Source organism: Klebsiella sp. K5-306, assembly GCF_051835185.1.
GTDB classification, from domain to species: Bacteria; Pseudomonadota; Gammaproteobacteria; order Enterobacterales; family Enterobacteriaceae; genus Klebsiella; species Klebsiella oxytoca.
In genome coordinates this window covers 180,916-200,196 of record NZ_JAIFJY010000009.1, presented here as the reverse complement: position 1 = coordinate 200,196, position 19,281 = coordinate 180,916, and the positions used below count along the sequence as shown (strand labels likewise).

General features: G+C 56.6%; 17 protein-coding genes. 10 read left to right on the top strand and 7 right to left on the bottom strand.

What is annotated here, in order from left to right; translation table 11 throughout:
* The first annotated feature begins 16 nt into the window (after window positions 1-16).
* Window positions 17-1,135: an S-(hydroxymethyl)glutathione dehydrogenase/class III alcohol dehydrogenase gene (locus tag K2184_RS15730; RefSeq protein WP_004101749.1), complete on the top strand. Its 1,119-nt coding sequence runs from the start codon at window positions 17-19 to the stop codon at window positions 1,133-1,135.
* A gap of 52 nt (window positions 1,136-1,187) precedes the next feature.
* Here the strand turns inward: K2184_RS15730 and K2184_RS15725 are convergent, their stop codons facing one another.
* Together K2184_RS15725 and K2184_RS15720 are read right to left on the bottom strand one after the other, a co-directional pair.
* A complete protein-coding gene (locus K2184_RS15725) occupies window positions 1,188-1,466 on the bottom strand; it encodes a hypothetical protein (protein WP_004101752.1) in 279 nt (92 codons plus the stop codon).
* Window positions 1,467-1,766: 300 nt separating this feature from the next.
* The gene (locus K2184_RS15720) at window positions 1,767-4,157 is read right to left on the bottom strand and encodes a membrane-bound PQQ-dependent dehydrogenase, glucose/quinate/shikimate family (protein WP_163525576.1); all 2,391 of its coding nucleotides are present in this window, start codon (window positions 4,155-4,157) and stop codon (window positions 1,767-1,769) included.
* Between the two features lie 39 nt (window positions 4,158-4,196).
* Between K2184_RS15720 and K2184_RS15715 the strand changes: the two genes are divergently transcribed.
* Window positions 4,197-4,382: a hypothetical protein gene (locus K2184_RS15715; protein WP_004112716.1), complete on the top strand. Its 186-nt coding sequence runs from the start codon at window positions 4,197-4,199 to the stop codon at window positions 4,380-4,382.
* Between the two features lie 82 nt (window positions 4,383-4,464).
* Here the strand turns inward: K2184_RS15715 and K2184_RS15710 are convergent, their stop codons facing one another.
* The 3 genes from K2184_RS15710 to pcaH form a co-directional block, all read right to left on the bottom strand.
* On the bottom strand, window positions 4,465-5,388 hold the full coding sequence (locus K2184_RS15710) for a LysR substrate-binding domain-containing protein (protein ID WP_004101757.1): 924 nt from the start codon (window positions 5,386-5,388) through the stop codon (window positions 4,465-4,467).
* Window positions 5,389-5,560: 172 nt separating this feature from the next.
* On the bottom strand, window positions 5,561-6,181 hold the full coding sequence (gene pcaG, locus K2184_RS15705) for a protocatechuate 3,4-dioxygenase subunit alpha (protein ID WP_004101759.1): 621 nt from the start codon (window positions 6,179-6,181) through the stop codon (window positions 5,561-5,563).
* Complete coding sequence (pcaH, locus tag K2184_RS15700) at window positions 6,178-6,918, bottom strand: protocatechuate 3,4-dioxygenase subunit beta (protein ID WP_004850552.1); 741 nt, start codon at window positions 6,916-6,918, stop codon at window positions 6,178-6,180. The genes pcaG and pcaH overlap by 4 nt, the downstream gene beginning before the upstream one ends.
* Before the next feature lie 238 nt (window positions 6,919-7,156).
* Between pcaH and hglS the strand changes: the two genes are divergently transcribed.
* The 5 genes from hglS (at window position 7,157) to rimL (ending at window position 13,422) form a co-directional block, all read left to right on the top strand.
* A complete protein-coding gene (gene hglS, locus K2184_RS15695) occupies window positions 7,157-8,500 on the top strand; it encodes a 2-oxoadipate dioxygenase/decarboxylase HglS (protein WP_017145966.1) in 1,344 nt (447 codons plus the stop codon).
* Window positions 8,501-8,542: 42 nt separating this feature from the next.
* Window positions 8,543-10,051 (top strand): carboxylesterase/lipase family protein, encoded by a 1,509-nt coding sequence (locus K2184_RS15690; RefSeq protein ID WP_047719877.1) that lies wholly within the window; start codon window positions 8,543-8,545, stop codon window positions 10,049-10,051.
* Between the two features lie 173 nt (window positions 10,052-10,224).
* The gene (gene ycaC / locus K2184_RS15685; RefSeq protein WP_004101775.1) at window positions 10,225-10,848 is read left to right on the top strand and encodes an isochorismate family cysteine hydrolase YcaC; all 624 of its coding nucleotides are present in this window, start codon (window positions 10,225-10,227) and stop codon (window positions 10,846-10,848) included.
* 270 nt (window positions 10,849-11,118) lie between these two features.
* Complete coding sequence (locus tag K2184_RS15680) at window positions 11,119-12,774, top strand: glucan biosynthesis protein D (RefSeq protein ID WP_004101777.1); 1,656 nt, start codon at window positions 11,119-11,121, stop codon at window positions 12,772-12,774.
* 75 nt (window positions 12,775-12,849) lie between these two features.
* Window positions 12,850-13,422, top strand: coding sequence for a 50S ribosomal protein L7/L12-serine acetyltransferase (rimL, locus tag K2184_RS15675; RefSeq protein ID WP_004101779.1), 573 nt, complete (start codon window positions 12,850-12,852; stop codon window positions 13,420-13,422).
* A 117-nt stretch (window positions 13,423-13,539) separates the two neighbouring features.
* Here rimL and ydcK read toward each other — a convergent pair whose 3' ends face one another.
* Window positions 13,540-14,520 carry a YdcK family protein gene (gene ydcK, locus K2184_RS15670; RefSeq protein ID WP_064370553.1) on the bottom strand — a complete coding sequence of 327 codons (981 nt, stop codon included), beginning with the start codon at window positions 14,518-14,520 and terminating at the stop codon, window positions 13,540-13,542.
* A gap of 110 nt (window positions 14,521-14,630) precedes the next feature.
* Here ydcK and tehA point away from each other — a divergent pair, with 110 nt between their 5' ends.
* Entirely contained in the window at window positions 14,631-15,629 is a 999-nt protein-coding gene (gene tehA / locus K2184_RS15665; protein ID WP_017145963.1) for a dicarboxylate transporter/tellurite-resistance protein TehA, read from the top strand.
* Window positions 15,630-15,631: 2 nt separating this feature from the next.
* A complete protein-coding gene (gene tehB / locus K2184_RS15660) occupies window positions 15,632-16,228 on the top strand; it encodes a tellurite resistance methyltransferase TehB (protein ID WP_004101785.1) in 597 nt (198 codons plus the stop codon).
* On the opposite strand, the gene pepT is transcribed toward tehB, so the two are convergent.
* Window positions 16,225-17,454, bottom strand: a complete 1,230-nt coding sequence (gene pepT / locus K2184_RS15655; RefSeq protein WP_017145962.1) for a peptidase T — start codon at window positions 17,452-17,454, stop codon at window positions 16,225-16,227. The genes tehB and pepT overlap by 4 nt on opposite strands.
* A 113-nt stretch (window positions 17,455-17,567) precedes the next feature.
* Between pepT and K2184_RS15650 the strand changes: the two genes are divergently transcribed.
* Window positions 17,568-19,160 (top strand): ABC transporter substrate-binding protein, encoded by a 1,593-nt coding sequence (locus K2184_RS15650; RefSeq protein WP_023320885.1) that lies wholly within the window; start codon window positions 17,568-17,570, stop codon window positions 19,158-19,160.
* The last annotated feature ends 121 nt before the right edge of the window (window positions 19,161-19,281 follow it).

The window sequence follows — 19,281 nt, the reverse complement described above, 5'->3', positions numbered from 1 at the left end:
CACGAGGAAGAGAGATATGAAATCACGTGCAGCCGTCGCGTTTGGCCCAGGCCAGCCGCTTTCAATCGTTGAGATTGACGTCGCGCCGCCGAAAAAGGGCGAAGTGCTGGTGAAGATCACCCATACCGGCGTATGCCATACCGATGCTTTCACCCTCTCCGGCGACGATCCGGAAGGCGTCTTCCCGGCGGTGCTGGGTCATGAAGGCGGCGGTATTGTCGTCGAGGTTGGCGAAGGCGTAACCAGCCTGCAGCCGGGCGACCACGTTATTCCGCTCTACACCGCCGAATGCGGCGAATGTAAATTCTGTAAATCAGGCAAAACCAACCTCTGTCAGGCGGTTCGTGCTACCCAGGGTAAAGGCCTGATGCCGGACGGCACTACCCGTTTCTCTTATAACGGTGAACCAATCTACCACTACATGGGGACCAGCACCTTTAGCGAATACACCGTAGTGGCCGAAATTTCGCTGGCCAAAGTAAACCCGCAGGCGCCGCTGGACAAAGTCTGCCTGCTGGGCTGCGGCGTCACGACCGGCATCGGCGCGGTGCACAACACGGCGAAAGTGAAAGAGGGCGATACCGTCGCCGTTTTCGGGCTTGGCGGCATTGGTCTGGCGGTGATTCAGGGTGCGGTACAGGCGAAAGCCGGGCGCATTCTGGCGGTGGATACTAACCCGGAAAAATTCACCCTCGCCAAAGAAATGGGCGCCACCGACTTTATCAACCCAAATGACTACGATAAGCCGATTCAGGATGTGATTGTTGAGCTGACCGACGGCGGCGTCGACTTTAGCTTCGAGTGTATCGGTAACGTGAACGTGATGCGCGCGGCGCTCGAATGCTGCCATAAAGGCTGGGGCGAAAGCGTGATTATTGGCGTTGCTGGCGCAGGCCAGGAGATCAAAACGCGGCCATTCCAGCTGGTTACCGGGCGCGTCTGGCGCGGCTCCGCCTTCGGCGGCGTCAAGGGACGCACTCAGCTGCCGGGCATGGTGGAAGACGCGATGGCGGGCAAAATTCGCCTCGACCCGTTTATTACCCACCGTATGCCGCTGGATCGGATCAACGAAGCTTTTGACCTGATGCATGAAGGGAAATCAATTCGTACCGTCATCCATTTCGGTGATAACTGATTTTTCAGTCCAAACATAACCCGGGCTTGCCCGGGTTATTTCTGAATATACGCTATTCTCGCCGCAAATTTTCATAACCGCTATGCCACCGCCGCTGTTCCCGACGCTCCCGTTCTCGCTGAATATCTGATTTTTCATCTTCCCAGACCGCGCAGTGCGGGCCGCTAAAAACCTCGCAGGGCGGCTGGTCAGTGGTGAGCGGGTTGGCCGTTTTCTCTTCCCAGATCGTCGGATCGCGCAGGTCCACTTCCGGGGCCTTCAGCGCCTGTGCGGAGGCAGCGGCTAACGCCAAAACGGTGCCTGCGAGCAGGCGGCAGGTTGAACTCTTCATCCATTATCCTTGTTCAGTTTTTATTATTGATAACCATTCGCAATAATAACATGACTGAATGAAAATGGCGCGTTCAGGGAGATGAGAAGACAATTTCGCTGTCGTGATGTCGTGATGTCGTGATGTCGTGATGTCGTGATGTCGTGATGTCGTGATGTCGGGTAGCGGCTGGCGCCTGACCCGACCTGCAACACCGTGGATAACCACCGCTGGTAGGCACAGTAAGGCGTTTACGCCACCGGGCAATATCCAGGAAAGGTACTTCGCCAGTAAAAAGGGCCCCGGCTGGGGCCCTGAGGATTACTTCTGCTCCGGGAGCGCGTAGGCAATAATATAATCGCCGCGGTCCGGGGACTGGCGAGCGCCGCCCGCATTGATGATGATGTACTGCTTACCGGTTTTCGGCGAGACATAGGTCATCGGGCCGGACTGGCTGCCGACCGGCAGACGCGACTTCCAGATCTCTTTCCCGTTGGCGGTATCAAACGCGCGCAGGTAGAAGTCCTGGGTACCCGCGAAGAACAGCAGGCCGGACTGGGTGGCAAGCGAAGCGCCCAGCGTCGGCATGCCGATAGGGATCGGCATATGCATGCGGATCCCCAGCGGACCGGTGTCCTCTACGGTGCCCACCGGAACCTGCCACACCAGCTTGCCGGTTTTCAGATCGACCGCTGACATTGTGCCGAACGGCGGTTTCTGGCAAGGAATGCCCAGCGGCGACAGGAAGCGCTCGCGCATGGCGCCGAACGGGGTGCCTTCCATCGGCACTATCCCCATTTCGATACCGCTGGCGTCTTTCGCCACGTTGGCGCGCGGAACCATATAGTTGGCGAGGCCAAGGCGCATATCGTTGACGAACATCAGGCTATTATTCGGGTCAACCGACACGCTGCCCCAGTTCATCCCGCCCAGCGAGCCAGGATACTGCAGCGAACGATCTTCGCCCGGAGGGGTGAAGACACCCTGATGGCGCATCTCTTTAAACTGAATGCGGCACAGCAACAGGTCGACAGGCGTCGCGCCCCACATATCCGACTCTGTCAGCGTCTCGTTGCCGATCATCGGCATGCCAACGGAATAGGGCTGGGTCGGGGAGTAGCGCTCGCCTTTGACGTTGCCCGCAGGGACAGGGCGTTCCTCAACTTTGGCGACTGGTTCACCGGTGGCGCGATTGAGCATAAAGATCATGCCCTGTTTACTGGTTTGCACCAGTACCGGGGTGGTGCCGCCTTTACCGTCAGGAAGATCGTACAGCAGCGGTTGCGAAGGCAGGTCGAAGTCCCAGAGATCGTGGTGGGTGGTCTGATAATGCCAGCGTACCTGTCCGGTCGTCGCATCAACGGCCACGATGGAAGAGCTGTATTTATCGTCCAGCGCGGTACGTTCGCCGCCAAAGAAGTCTGGGGTAGCGTTACCGGTAGGCAGGTAAATCAGATTCAGCTTCGCGTCATAGGACATGGCCGACCAGACGTTCGGCGTACCGCGGGTGTAGGTTTGCCCTGCAGGCGGTTCACCGGTCAGGTTCGGGTTGCCCGGATCCCATGCCCACGCCAGCTTGCCGGTGTGAACATCATAGGCGCGAACCACGCCCGGAGGCTCGCCGGTGGAGAAGTTATCCGCCACGCGACCGCCAACCACGACCACGTTACCCGCCACCAGCGGCGTAGAGGTTTGCTGGTAGTAACCTGCTTTGATTTCCCCCATCCCCACGCTAAGGTCAACGATACCGTGGTCGCCGAATGCGTCGCACAGTTTACCGTTATCGGCATCAATGGCGATCAGACGGGCGTCGGTAGTTGGCAGGAACAGACGGCGGGAGCAGGCGGCCGGCTGCGTATCGGCGGCCGGCTGCGTATCGGCGGCAGAGGACACCTGGGCCTGGCTGTCTTCGTAATAGCCTAAACCACGGCAGCGCTGCCAGTTCGGCGCGGTGGCTTTTGAATCATAGCGCCACTTCTCTTTACCGCTATCGACATCCAGCGCCAGTACTTTGCTGTAGGGCGTACAGACGTAAAGCGTATCGCCAATCTGCAGCGGCGTATTCTGGTCTTCCGCGCCGGAGCCATTGCTCTGTGGGATATCGCCGGTATGGGCGATCCAGGCGACCTGCAGCTGGTTCACGTTCTGTTTGTTAATCTGGTCGAGGGCGGCGAAGCGATCGCCGTGGGTGGTGTTGCCCCAGTGCGCCCAGTTCTTCTGCTGCTCGCCGGCGGCGACCGGTTTAACCGGCACCGCCTCGCTGGCGCTGACCAGAGGCTGAGATTTGAACATCCAGCCGAAACTTGCCAACAGGACCACTGCCAACACCGCTGCCAGGCCAAACGCGGGCCCTTTATTCGCAGGCTGGCGGGAAAGGAACGGCCACACCAGCGCGCACAGGAAGGCCAGCACGCCGAGCGCGAACAGGCGCGAGAACAGCGGCCAGTAAGTCCATCCCGCGTCGCTAATCGCCCAGACGATCGAGACGATAAACGCCAGCCCATACAGCAGTATGCCGCCGCGACGGTTGCGGAAAATGAGCGCTGAGGCGATCACCATCACCAGGCCCATAATCGCAAAATAGAACGTCCCGCCGACCGAGGCGAGCTTTGCACCAAGAATACCGATAGCCAGACCGATGATCAGCATCAGTCCGGCGAGAAGCCACTGCAGGATCCGTGGGAACCCTCGCGGCACGTTGCCAGTTGCCATTTTTGTCTCCTTAACCACCCCTGAACAGGCGTGAACCAGATGAATCAAATTTTCAAGTTAACTCTTTTGAATGAAGTGACCGTGGCCTTCATAAAAGCGGGTTTTTTGCTGTTATTGATTTCGAGTGAACCATTTGGTGAAATCGTGGCTATGATAGATCTGTTAAATAAATTTGCGCAATTGTTAATGAATGATTTCGCACTAATTGATTATTGTGATGAATGACGTTAGTGAATCGCTGGAAAAAGAGGCTGCGTTTCCCCGGCGGCTGGAGGGGCGGCGCCGGGAGAAAAGCGGAAGACGCCGGTCAGACCGGCATAGATTTGCGAATGGCGCTCAGCAACGTTTGGCTACCGGCGGTGAGGGTGGCATCCACGCGGGTCAGAATACCGATAGGTTCGCCAGCGCCCTGAGTGGGTATGGGCAGCGCGGCGAGCAGTCCACGGCGCAGATCGTCCTTCACCGCGCCGGAGGGGACGAACCACACGTAGTCGTAATCGACGGTGAGCTGGCGCGAGAGCGAGGCCGACAGCGTTTCGATGCAGCCAGTGGGAATTTTACAGCCCTGGCTTTGCAGCAGGGCTTCCGCATTCTGTCGCGGCAGTGTGCCTTTTGGCGATACCACCACCGGCCACTCCATCACCCGGCTTAGGGTAACGGTTTCCTGCAGCAGCGGGTGCCCCGGACGAACCACCAGCTTCAGCGATTCAAGAAACAGCAGCTCATAGTTCAGACCGCTCATCAACTCCGGATCGGACATTCTTCCGATGCCGATATCGATTTCTCCCGATTTCAGGCCCGCCAGCAGCATGGTGTTATTCATGGTCGCGACCTGCAGGGTGATATCCTTTTGCTGCTGGTGAAACTGGCCAATCACCGAGGGCAGAATCCCCAGCGCAGCGGTTGGCAGCGCTCCGATACGCACGATGTCGTTGCTGAGGCCTTCTTTACGATTCAGCGCTTGCCCGGCGGTATTGAGCGCGTCCAGCACTTTCACCGCATGGGTAAGAAACTGTTCCCCGACCAGCGTGAGCTGAGCGCCAAGGCGTCCGCGCTCAAACAGCCGCGTACCGGTAAGCTGCTCCAGTTCATTCAGGGTTTTGGACAAAGCCGGTTGGCTAAGGTTTAAGGTTTCAGCCGCGCGCCCAAGAGTTCCCTGTTGAGCGACGGCCACGAAGGTATGTAGATGGCGCAAGCGAATGCGCTGACTGAAAAGACCATTTTTTTGCATAATCAATGTTAAGAACTGAGGCTGACCGGTGACAAGTAAGGGTGTTTAAATTTGTTAACTTCATAGCAAAATATTATTAACATTTTATATTATTATTTTACAAGTTGATTTTGTTGAGATTGTGGAAAAGCGCCGCCTCTGGCTGGCAGAGGCGGAGAAGGAACGGGCAAATTTAGATATCGAAGAACACGGTTTCGTTGTCGCCCTGTAAGTGAATATCGAAGCGATAAACGATTTCCGTGCCGCGCACTTCGCGCTGCCCGATGAGGGTCTGACGGCGAACTTCCCACTCAATCAGATTGAGTACCGGATCGGCCTGATTAGCGTCCTGCTCGTCGGAGAAGTACATCCGCGTATTAAGGCCAATGTTTATTCCGCGCGCCACCACCCATAAATTGACGTGAGGGGCCATTACGCGGCCATCACGGCCCACCACGGCGCCGGGTTTAATGGTTTCGAAGCGCCAGATACCGCTGGTAAAGTCCGAGCAGCTGCGCCCCCAGCCGCGAAACTCCGCATCCAGCTTTTTGTTTTGCTGCCGATCGTCCGGGTGATTGTAGCGCCCGGCGGCGTTGGCCTGCCAGATTTCCAGTAGCACATCGCGCACCGGCGTTCCGGAGCCATCGATGACTCTGCCTTCAATGGTAATGCGCTCACCCTCGGTCGCAGGGGTCGTCAGCGTTGGGCCAAAGTTATTCTCAAAGATATGAAATCCCGCGGCGTCCGGCGCCAGGCCGATATGCACATAAGGACCGGCGGTTTGTGAAGCGGTTTCGGGTAAAAAATCTCTCATCGGGCGGCCCCCTGCGTGCGGTTTTCAAACAGCGTGGCGCGGTGGCCGCGCAGCACGAGATCAAAACGGTAAGCCAGCGAGTCCAGCGGTACGGCGGCATGGGTATCCAGCTCGGCGATCAGCGTCCTGATGGCATCGTCGTTATTGATGGTTTTGACGATAGGACACTGTTTGATCAGCGGGTCGCCTTCAAAATACATCTGCGTAATTAAACGCTGTGCCCAGGCGTCTCCGGAGAGAGAGAAGTGAATATGCGCCGGGCGCCAGTCGCTTACCTGGTTGCGCCACGGGTAGGGACCGGGTTTGATGGTGCGAAAACAATAATAGCCGTTCTCGTCGGTCAGCACGCGTCCACAGCCGCCAAAGTTCGGGTCGATCGGCGCCAGATATTGATCCTTTTTATGTCGGTAGCGTCCGCCAGCGTTGGCCTGCCAGACTTCGACCAGCGTATTTTTCATCGGCCGACCGAATCCATCGCGTACGTAGCCGTGCACAATAATCCGCTCGCCAATCGGCAGGCCGTCTTTGGCGTAATTCAGGATCAGGTCGTTATCGAGCGCGCCGAGATCGTCGCTACTGAAAACCGGCCCGGTGATTTCCGAAAGTGAATTCTGTAGGGAGATGAGCGCATTGCGCGGCGAGCGCAGAACGCTGGTTTTATAGCCCGGCGCGTAAGCCGGAGGATGGCTGCTATAGTCGCGATGCAGAACCTCGCGCGGTGACCATTTGTCGTTCATCAGGGTACTCCGTTTTATCGGTAGAGAGGCATATCGTTGTTATGTCGCCACAAGCAGTGTGTGTAAATGTTTTGTTAATTTAAAGTGAAATTAAAGGGTGTTTAACATAACTATTGGTTATGAAGTGTTCAGGTGAAATTAAACGGGCAGCTACCGGCATCACAGTTTGTAAATTCTTCCCACCGTCTTCAGACAGCTTTTCTACACTCCAGGGAGAATTCACTGGAGGTAAGACATCATGGCGAACACCATCACGGCTGATGAGATTCGGGAGTGCTTTTCGCAGGCGATGTCGGCGATGTACCAGCAGGAAGTTCCGCAGTACGGGACGCTACTGGAGCTGGTGGCCGACGTTAACCTGGCTATTCTGGAGAATAACCCGAAGCTGCATGAACAACTGGCTAACGCCGATGAACTGGCGCGGCTGAACGTTGAACGCCACGGCGCGATCCGCGTTGGTACGGCGGAGGAATTGGCGACCTTGCGTCGCATGTTTGCCATTATGGGAATGTATCCCGTTAGTTATTACGATCTGTCGCAGGCTGGCGTGCCGGTTCACTCCACCGCGTTTCGTCCCGTTGATGACGCCGCGCTGGCGCGCAACCCGTTTCGTATTTTTACCTCGCTTCTGCGCCTTGAGCTTATCGCTAATGACGCGTTGCGTAAGCGGGCGGCACAAATCCTTTCCGGGCGCGATATCTTCACCCCACGCTGTCGTGAACTGATTGCGCTTTATGAACAGAAAGGAGAATTCACCGCCGCAGAGGCCCGGGAGTTCGTCGAACAGGCGCTGGAAACCTTTCGCTGGCATCGACAGACCCTCGTCGATGAAGAAACCTATCATGCGCTGCACGATGAGCACCGGCTGATTGCCGATGTCGTCTGTTTCCCCGGCTGCCACATCAATCATCTGACTCCGCGCACCCTGGATATCGATCGGGTACAGGCGCTGATGCCTGAATGCGGCATCGCCCCAAAGGCGTTGATAGAAGGGCCGCCGCGCCGCGAAGTGCCTATTTTACTGCGCCAGACCAGCTTTAAGGCTCTCGAGGAGCCGGTGATGTTTGCCGGAGAGCATAAAGGCACGCATACCGCTCGCTTTGGTGAAATCGAGCAGCGCGGGATTGCCCTGACGCCGAAAGGCCGCGCGCTCTACGATCGTCTTCTGGGCGAGGCGGGGGTGGGTAAGGATAACCTCAACCATCAGCGTCATCTGCAGGAGGTGTTTAGCGCGTTTCCGGACAGCGAATTCCTGCTGCGTCAGCAGGGACTGGCATACTTCCGCTACCGCCTGACCCCTGCCGGAGAAGCCCATCGTCAGGCGTTTCGCCCCGGAGACGATCCGCAGCCGCTGATCGAACGCGGCTGGGTGATTGCGCAACCGATTATTTATGAAGACTTTTTACCGGTAAGCGCCGCCGGGATATTTCAGTCGAATCTGGGCAACGAGGTGCAGACCCGCAGCCACGGCAACGCCAGCCGGGAGGCCTTTGAGGAGGCGCTGGGCTGCGCGGTTTATGACGAGTTCACCCTCTATCAGCAGGCGGAAGAGCGCAGCAAACGACGTTGCGGTCTGCTGTAAAATCAGTACTCTGCTGGCATGAGTCGTTAAAGGAAGCAGGTCATGCAGAATCCGTCCACCCCGCTGGTGAAAACCCGGCAGGGGATACTATCCGGCACCTCTGAAGAGAACATTCATATCTGGCGCGGTATTCCCTATGCCGCGCCGCCCGTCGGCGATCTTCGCTGGCGCGCGCCGCAGCCTGCTGCCCGCTGGCAGGGCGTGCGCCGGGCAGAGACCTTCTCGGCCTCCAGCTGGCAGGATATTGAATACTGCCGCGAGCTCGGCGGCGGCGATCCCGGCAGCTTTTCCGAAGATTGCCTCTACCTTAATGTCTGGTCGCCCGCCGCCCGATCGCAGCCGCTGCCGGTTATGGTCTGGCTGCACGGCGGGGGCTATACCATCGGCGCGGGAAGTTTGCCGCCCTATGACGGCAAAGCCTTAGCTTCCCGCGGCGTGGTAGTGGTGACGGTCAATTACCGGCTCGGGCATCTGGGCTTTTTTGCTCATCCGGCGCTGGAAGGGGAAGACGGCGAGCGTATCTATAACTTCGCGCTACTCGATCAGATCGCCGCCCTGCAGTGGGTGCAGGAGAACATTCACGCCTTTGGCGGCGATGCGGCTAACGTGACGCTGTTCGGCGAATCCGCCGGCGCGCGCAGCGTGCTGTCGCTGATGGTTTCGCCAAAGTCCAGAGGCTTGTTCCATAAAGCGATAATCCAGAGCGGCTATACCTTGCCCGATCTGCCGCGAGAGAAGGCGCTGGCGAAGGGGCAGCTTATTGCGGAACACTTTTCTTTGCCGCAGGCCAGCGCCGAACAGCTGCGGGCGATTCCGGCGCAAGCGTTCTGGTCGTTGACCGCGCCGTTGACCATCGGCCCGGCGCCTGTGGTTGGCGATGCCGTGCTGCCGCAGCCGATGCTGGAGACTTTTTTTAGCGGACGTCAGCATCCCCTGCCGGTGATGATCGGTTCGAACAGCGATGAGGCGAGCGTCATGGCGGTGTTTGGCGTCGATATCGCCGGGCAGATCCAGAAGCTTCGCCGTGAACGCCGTTTCGGTCTGGGTCTAATTAAATTGCTCTATCCCGGCGTGAAGGGAGATGAAGCGCTGGGGCGCGAAGTTTGCCGGGATATGGCCTTTACCACTCTGGGCTATGTGGTGATGCAGGCTCAGCAGCGAGTAGGGCAACCGTGCTGGCGCTACTGGTTTGACTACGTGGCCGAGGCGGAACACCAGACCTATCCGCACGGCGCGTGGCACGGTAATGAAGTGGCATACGTTTTTGACAATCTCGACCTTGCCGAGCCGGTACGAAATTATGCCAACGATCGCGACAGAGACTTTGCCGCCCGGGTCGCCGACTATTGGGCGAACTTCGCTCGCTTCGCCGGCAATGACTGTCATGAACTCTCAGGGCCGGTACGCTGGCCCGCCAGCGTGCGCGGACGGGATCGCCTGCTGCGAATCGGGCTGCACAAACGGGCCGGCTTTAAGGTGGAGAACCGCTTTATGCGCGCGCGTCTGGCGCTGTTTCGTCGGGTCATGAAGCATCATGTGACGCTGGATTAACATTATTCACAAAATCTCCGCTAGCCGGGTGGCGTTCTGCAAATGGGACAATGCGTCCCACTTTCGGCGGCTAATCCTCAGCCAGTGATTACACTATGATCAGCCTTATTAACACCATCTCCGCAGAACCGGCGTTCTGACGGAAAATCTGACGTTAAAATGAGGAAGAAATCATGGCCAAACCGTATGTTCGTCTGGATAAAAATGATGCCGCCGTGCTGCTGGTCGATCACCAGACCGGATTGCTTTCACTGGTGCGCGATATTGATCCTGATAAATTCAAGAACAACGTCCTTGCCCTTGGCGACCTGGCGAAGTATTTCGGTCTGCCGACCATCCTGACCACCAGCTTCGAAAACGGCCCTAATGGTCCGCTGGTGCCTGAGCTGAAAGAGCAATTCCCGGATGCCCCCTATATTGCGCGCCCGGGTAATATTAACGCCTGGGATAACGAAGATTTCGTTAAGGCAGTGAAAGCGACGGGCAAGAAGCAGCTGATCATTGCCGGGGTGGTGACGGAAGTGTGCGTGGCTTTTCCGGCGCTATCGGCTATTGAAGAGGGGTTTGATGTATTTGTGGTGACCGACGCTTCCGGCACCTTTAACCCGATTACCCGCGATGCGGCCTGGGATCGGATGTCGCAGGCTGGCGTGCAGCTGATGTCGTGGTTTGGCGTTGCCTGCGAACTGCATCGCGACTGGCGTAATGATATCGAAGGACTGGGCACGCTGTTCTCCAACCATATCCCGGATTATCGCAACCTGATGACCAGCTTTAATCTTCTGAATCAAAAATAAGCTTCTCTGCGGCCGGCGCTCGGCTGGCCGCTTCCCCTTTCTCTTCACTGTCGCTGAATTAAGCAGCAAACGCCGCCGGTTGGCGAAATCATCGCCGCCCCTGGCTATCGGCAATTCGGTCTGGTCCGGTGGACATATTTTTTTCACCTGATTTCTGCCCTCAACAATTGGATTATCAATCGTTTTTGTCTAGAGTGAGCGACATTCACGACGCATGGGTTTGTTACGTCGCGTCTCAATTCACATATGAAGAAGGATGCTCTCTCAGGCATGAACCGCAGACGTTTTCTCAAATCTTCCATGGCTGTTGCCGCCGTATGCGGAACGTCAGGAGTCGCCTCTCTATTTTCTAAAGCCGCATTCGCCGAAGATTCGGGAATTGCCGATGGGCAAACGCGCCGTTTTGATTATAGTGTCCTCCAGTCGATGGCCCACGATCTTGCCCGTCAGCCATGGGGCGGCGCACCTCGCGATCTGCCGCCAACCCTGGCAACCCTGACGCCGCAGGCCTACAACAGCATTCAGTATGACGCCGCGCACTCCCTGTGGAGCAACATTGAAGAGCGCAAGCTGGATATCCAGTTTTTTCACGTGGGAATGGGGTTCCGCCGCCGCGTGAGAATGTTCTCGCTGGATTCACAAACTCAACAGGCTCGTGAAATACACTTCCGGCCTGAACTGTTTAAATACAATGATGCCGGCGTCGACACCAAACAGCTGGTGGGCCAGAGCGACCTGGGTTTTGCCGGTTTTCGCGTATTTAAGGCCCCTGAACTGGCGCGTCGCGACATCGTCGCGTTCCTTGGCGCCAGCTACTTCCGCGCGGTGGACAGCACTTACCAGTACGGTCTTTCCGCCCGCGGCCTGGCGATCGATACCTTTACCGATACGCCAGAAGAGTTTCCTGACTTCACCTCTTTCTGGTTTGAGACCGTTAAACCGGGAGCCACGGTATTTACCGTCTATGCGCTGCTCGACAGCCCAAGCGTCACCGGCGCCTATAAGTTCATCGTTAACTGTCAGGAGACGCAGGTGATCATGGATGTGGAAAACCATATCTATGCGCGCAAAGACATCAAGCAGCTGGGCATCGCGCCGATGACCAGTATGTTCAGCTGCGGTAATAACGAACGGCGAATGTGTGACACCATCCATCCGCAAATTCACGACTCTGACCGTCTGTCGATGTGGCTGGGCAACGGCGAGTGGGTTTGTCGCCCGCTGAATAACCCGCAAAAGCTGCAGTTCAACGCTTTCCAGGATAAGAATCCGCGCGGTTTTGGCCTGCTGCAGCTGGATCGCGACTTCTCCCACTATCAGGATATTATGGGCTGGTACAACAAGCGCCCGAGTCTGTGGGTCGAACCGCGTAACCAGTGGGGCAAGGGGGCCGTCAACCTGATGGAGATCCCGACCACTGGCGAAACGCTGGATAACATCGTCTGCTTCTGGCAGCCGGAGAAGCCGGTGAAAGCCGGGGATGAACTGGACTTCCGCTATCGTCTCTACTGGAGCGCGCAGCCGCCGGTACGCTCGCCGCTGGCGCGGGTGATGGCAACGCGGACGGGGATGGGCGGTTTCCCGGAAGGCTGGGCGCCGGGCGAACACTATCCGGATAAATGGACCCGTCGGTTTGCCATCGATTTTGTCGGCGGTGACCTGAAGGCCGCTGCGCCTAAAGGCATCGAGCCGGTCATTACTCTGTCGAGCGGTGAAGCGAAACAGATAGAAATCCTCTACGTTGAACCCTTTGATGGCTACCGCATTCAGTTTGACTGGTATCCGACTTCGGATTCGACTGACCCGGTTGAGATGCGCATGTTCCTGCGCTGCCAGGGGGAGGCTATCAGCGAGACCTGGCTTTATCAGTACTTCCCGCCGCCGCCGGATAAACGCAACTATGTGGACGATCGGGTAATGAGGTAAGTGTCCGTTACTGCGCCCGTCGGGTAACCGCGCGGGCGCGTATTTTTTTAATCACATCGTTAATCAGAGTGCGCCATGTCCGCCGAAAACAGATCTGCTATCGAACATATCCCCGTTACGGATTCTCTCTCCCTGCGCGCGGTTGACGAGCGTCACGTGCCGGAACTGCATCAGCTGGTGATGAAAAACCAGCGCTGGCTTCAGCAGTCGCTGAGCTGGCCCGCTGAGGTGACTCACGAAGAGGAGACCCGCCGCCACGTGCAGGGCAACGTGATGCTCCACCAGCGCGGCTATGCCAAGATGTTTTTGCTCTTTCTGCAGGAGGAGATTGTCGGCGTACTGTCGTTCAATCAGATAGAGCCAATCAACAAGACCGCTTACATTGGCTACTGGATTGATGAAAGCCATCAGGGGCAGGGGCTGCTTTCGCAGGCCCTGCAGGCGCTGATGGACTATTTTGCCCGCAGCGGTACGGTCCGCCGCTTTGTGATTAAGTGTCGGGTGGCGAACCACAAAAGCAATCAGGTGGCCCTGCGTAACGGTTTTAGCCTCGAAGGGTGCCTCAGGCAGGCTGAGTATCTCAATGGTTCGTATGATGATCAGAATATCTACGGACGCATTATTGATGAATTCCCGGGGCGCGGCTGACGCTTTACCCGGGCGACAGGACGCACGGCCAGGTAGCCCGGGCAAGGCGCGTAGAGCGCCGCCCCCGGGAACAGAGAAGGGGCCGGAGGCTGAAAACCCCGCAGCCGGGCACAAAGGTTAAAGAAAGCCGACAATGGGCGTGCGGGTATAATGTTCGTCGCCGTTAATGACCTTCGCGCCCCGGATAGAAATGGCGTCTCCCGCGCTGGCTTCGATGCGTGCTTCATCGCCGATAGTGACCTGATGCTCGATCACCACATCGCCGCAAATCACCGTATGGCCTTCAATTAACACACTATCGTCCAGCAGAATCGGCCCGCCCCGCAGGTGCGCATGGCCGCCTACCATCACCCGATGCTTCAGCAGGCAGTTGCCTTCGACCACAGCGTGCTCCGCCACCTGCGAACTGTAGCGCAGGGTCGGGATAGCGTCTGCTTCCCGCCCGGCGATAATCCTCGCATGGCCATAAACGCGGGCGTTATCGCAGATCCAGACGTCGTTCTCTTCATTACCTTCGAGTCGCGCATGATCGAAAATTTCCGCCCGGTGCTCGACAAAAGCGTGTTCGACAAACGCATCGCCGTAAATTTGTGCCTGGTGAACGACGCGCGATGCGCTGACCGTGGCCCGCTGATAAATGCGCAGGATTTTATCGTTGTCGGCAGTCAGACCTTGAGCGGCGATAATTAAACAGTGGGGGAGGATCCGCGCGTGGTCGGCCAGGTGGCAGCACCCGCGAATGTGCGAGTGTGAAACGGTGACGTTGTCACCTATTTGCGCATTATGGCTCACTGCGGCGCTATCCAGACAAGCGTTACCGTTGACGATGGCCCCATGGCTGATAATGCACTCGCCGGTTAAGCGCGCATTGCCCTCAATTTTTGCCCCGGCAAATACGGCGCTATTAGGATCATAAACCCAGCACGCGCCCTCGTGGCTAAGGGCTGCTTCATCGTCCAGCCAGCCGCCTTCATCACCGCTTTTTACGTCAGCGAAATCACGTAAGGCGACAATTTGCCGCAGATTTACGCTATGTTTGTTGCCGTCGGCCTCATAGTGAAACTGGCGAACCTTCTCGCTGAGGTAATATTTGCGCATCTGACTATCTCATTACGTATGGTTAACATAAACATAGCAAAAAACTCCGTAGCGCGTTTTTGAAGGTTCCTTTAAAATGCAACTTAATATAATTTTAAATTTTAAACAAAATGAATAAAACGCAGCGCGCGAGTCGGGTGTTGAATCTTCCGGCGGGCTATTTTGGTATGGTACTGGGCATTATCGGCATGGGCTTCGCCTGGCGCTACGCCAGCACCATCTGGCCGGTGAGCCGGGTCGTCGGTGACGCCCTGGTGATCGCGGCTACGCTCATCTGGCTGCTGCTGGCGCTGGCATTTATTACCCGGGCGGTCCGTTTCCCGCACAGCGTACTGCAGGAGATGCGACATCCGGTGGCCAGCAGTTTTGTCAGCCTGTTTCCGGCGACCACCATGCTGGTCGCCATCGGCTTTGTTCCCTGGCTGCGGCCGCTGTCGCTGGTATTATTCGCGATTGGGGTGGTGCTGCAGCTGAGCTATTCGGCATGGCAGAGCGCCGGATTATGGCGGGGGAAACATCCCAGCGAGGCAACTACGCCGGGTCTCTATCTACCGACGGTGGCGAATAACTTTATCAGCGCCATGGCCTGCGGCGCGTTGGGCTTTAACGACGCCGGACTGGTGTTTCTTGGCGCCGGGATCTTCTCCTGGCTAAGCCTGGAGCCGGTGATCCTGCAGCGCCTGCGCAGCGATGGCGAACTGCCGACGGCGATGCGGACTTCTCTCGGCATTCAGCTGGCGCCGGCGCTGGTGGCGTGCAGCGCCTGGCTGAGCGTAAACGGCGGCGAGGCGGATACCTTCGCTAAGCTGCTGTTCGGCTATGGTCTGCTCCAGCTGCTGTTTATGCTGCGGCTGATGCCATGGTATCTACGCCAGCCGTTTAACGCCTCTTTCTGGAGCTTCTCATTTGGCATCTCCGCGCTGGCGACGACCGGGCTGCATCTCGGTCATCAGCATCCGGGCGGCTTTTTCCATACTCTGGCGTTCCCGCTGTTTCTGTTTACCAATCTGATCGTCGGCCTGCTGCTGGTTCGTACCTTCTTGCTGCTGGTGCGCGGTAAACTGCTTATTCGCGTTGAACGCGACGCATTATTAAAAAATAAGGATTAATCATGACGCTTCGTGACGAAAACTACTTTACCGATAAATACGGCATGACCCGCACCCATTCGGAGGTGCTGCACGCCGCCACGCTGATCGCCCCGGGCAGGGCGCTGGATCTGGGCTGCGGCAACGGTCGCAATAGCTTGTATCTGGCAGCCAACGGGTTTGATGTTACCGCGTGGGACAAAAACCCTGCCAGCATCGGTAATCTTGAAAGCATTCGTCAGGCGGAAGGGCTGGAGAATCTGCGGACGGCGATTAAGGATCTTAACGCCCTGAGCTTTGACGGCGAGTATGACTTTATTCTTTCCACCGTGGTGATGATGTTTCTTGATGCGCAGACCATCCCGGGTCTCATCGCCAATATGCAACGCTGTACCAAACCCGGCGGCTACAATCTGATCGTTGCCGCTATGGATACCGACGATTATCCGTGCACCGTTGGCTTCCCGTTCGCCTTTAAACCGGGTGAGCTTAGCCACTACTACCAGGGCTGGGCGTTCCTCAAGTACAACGAAGACGTCGGTGAACTTCACCGCACCGACGCCAACGGCAATCGTATCAAACTGCGTTTCGCCACCATGCTGGCGCGCAAACCGGCCTAACGCGCGGCTAACAGGCAGAGCTGGAACGCGGTCTGATAAGAGGCTTCAAAGGCGCGCAGCGGCAGAAATTCAAACTTCGAGTGGAAGTTATGCGCGCCGGTGAAGAAGTTTGGCGTTAACACCCCTTTTGCCGACAGGGCCGCGCCGTCGGTGCCGCCGCGCATCGGCGTTGGTTTCGGCGTAATGCCTAAGCTTTCCATTGCTTCGAACATCAGATCAATGGCGCGGCGATCTTCGCCAATCGCATTGCTGATGTTGCTGTAGGTATCGCTGACGTGAAATTCCACCTTACCGGTTGGATACTGCGCGGCGATTTTTTGCGCCACTTCGCCGATCTGCTGCTTGCGGCGATTAAAGCTGGCGAGATCGAAGTCGCGGATGCTGGCCTGCAGTAGGGTGCTATTTTGATCGCCCTGGATGCCGTTAAACCACACGTAGCCTTCGCGTCCGGCCGTATATTCCGGCGTTTGCTGGCGATCGAAATGGCTCATGTAATCGGTGGCCATCAGCAGCGGGTTCACCAGTACGCCCTTTGATGACATCGGATGGGCCGTGACGCCGGTAAAACGGATCTCCGCGGCGGCGGCGTTAAAGTTCTCATAGACGATTTCGCCGAGCTCGCAGCAGTCGATGGTCCACGCAAAATCGACGGCAAAGCGCGAGAGGTCCAACGCTTTCGCTCCCCGCAGACCCACTTCTTCATCCGGCACAAAGGCCACCACGATATCGCCGTGGCGATGCTCCGCCGTGAGGTTTTCCAGCACCGTCATCACCACCGTGACGGCGGATTTGTTATCCGCCCCGAGCACGCTGGTACCGTCGCTAAAAATAATCTCTTCATCGGGATAAGCGAGGATTTCCGGATGCTCGACGACGCGCAGCCAGATATCTTTCTCGCTGTTCAAACAGAGATCTTCACCAGTGAAGCGCAGAATTTGTGGATGAATCTCCGGTGACAAACCAACGTCAACGGTATCGATGTGGGTAATAAAGCCAATCCGCGGCGCGTCTGGGACATTGCCTTTTTTCACCGCCGTCACGGTGGCGTGTTCGTCAATCACAATGTCATCCAGCCCAAGCTGGCGTAGCTCATCCGCAAGGGCCTGCGCCATCGCGTGTTGCCCGGCGGTGGTGGGTAGGGTGGACGCTCGCGGATCGCTTTGGCTGGTTATCGCCAGATAGCGAAAGAAGCGTTGGGTTAATTGACTGGCCAGGGCTGATGACATAGTGATTCCTTCTTTATTCGAGTTTTCAGGTGTTTGCAATCAGGCTTTAGTGTTATGTATGGAAGGGAAAACAACAAGCTATTCATTAGCTGACAAATTAAAAAGGAAAACATATGCAACGCAGATTCACGACGCTTGCTCTGGCGGTAGCGGCCCTGACGGCCAGCTCAGCTATTAGCGCAAAAACGCTGGTCTACTGTTCAGAAGGATCGCCGGAAAACTTTAACCCTCAACTCTATACCTCGGGAACCAGCGTGGATGCCAGCGCGGTACCGGTCTATAACCGGCTGGTTGACTTTAAAGCCGGTACTACGGAATTAGTGCCGAGCCTGGCCGAAAGCTGGGAAGTCAGCGAAGATGGCAAAGTTTATACTTTCCATTTACGTAAAGGCGTTAAATTCCAAAGTAATAAATATTTCAAACCCAGCCGCGATTTTAATGCCGATGATGTTATTTTTTCATTTATGCGGCAAAAAGATCCTCATCATCCTTATCACAATGTCTCCAACGGCAATTATTCTAATTTTGAAAGCCTGGAGTTTGGTCAGTTAATTACCGCAATCGATAAGCCTGATGAATATACGGTGCGTTTTACATTAGCGCATCCTGAAGCGCCATTTGTCGCCGATCTTGCCTGGTATTTTGCCTCTATTTTATCGGCGGAATATGCCGATGCGATGTTAAAAGCCGGCACGCCAGAACGCGTGGACATGGACCCGATTGGCACCGGTCCGTTCAAACTCGCACAGTATCAAAAAGATTCCCGCATTCTCTTCACCGCTTTCCCGGAATACTGGCAGGGGAAAGCCCATATCGATCGCCTGATTTTCAGCATCACGCCGGACGCTTCGGTGCGTTACGCCAAGCTGGAGAAAAACGAGTGCCAGGTAATGCCGTTCCCCAATCCGGCAGACCTGCCGCGAATGAAAGAGAACAACGCGATCAATCTGATGAGCAAAGCGGGCCTCAACACCGGTTTCCTGGCGTTTAATACGCAAAAAGCGCCGCTGGACAACGTCAAGGTGCGCCAGGCCTTAGCGATGGCGATCAATAAACCGGCGATCATTGAAGCCGTCTTCCACGGCACCGGTACGGCGGCGAAAAACCTGCTGCCGCCGGGGGTATGGAGCGCGGATAGCCAGCTTAAAGATTACGAGTATGACCCGCAGAAAGCGCAAGCGCTGCTGGCGGAGTCGGGCGTTTCCGGGCCGATAACCATCGACCTGTGGGCGATGCCGGTGCAGCGTCCTTATAATCCGAACGCCAAACGCATGGCCGAGATGATTCAGGCCGACTGGGCGAAAATCGGCGTGCAAACTAAGATCACAACCTATGAGTGGGGTGAATACTTAAAGCGGGTTAAGGATGGTGAACACCAGGCGGCGCTGATGGGCTGGACCACCGCGACCGGCGACCCGGATAACTTCTTTGGCCCGTTGTTTACCTGCCAGTCGGCAAACGGCGGCTCTAACTCGGCGAAATGGTGCTATCAGCCGTTCGATAACCTCATCGCCGAGGCGAAATCGATAACCGATCGCCAAAAACGCGAGACGCTCTATCTGCAGGCGCAGCAGATGATGCACGACCAGATGCCGGCGGTGATGATTGCCCACTCGACAATTTTTGAACCGGTACGTAAAAACGTTTCTGGTTACGAAATCGACCCCTTCGGCAAGCATATTTTTTATCAGGTTGATATAAAATAAATACGAAAAAACGGCCCGCCGGCAGCGGCGGGTTTATTTTTTTACGCTACTTGACGTACCACCACTTTTGCCACAAAACTTACCCCTGTCTTTTGCTATAACACTTGCCGATAGATGGTAT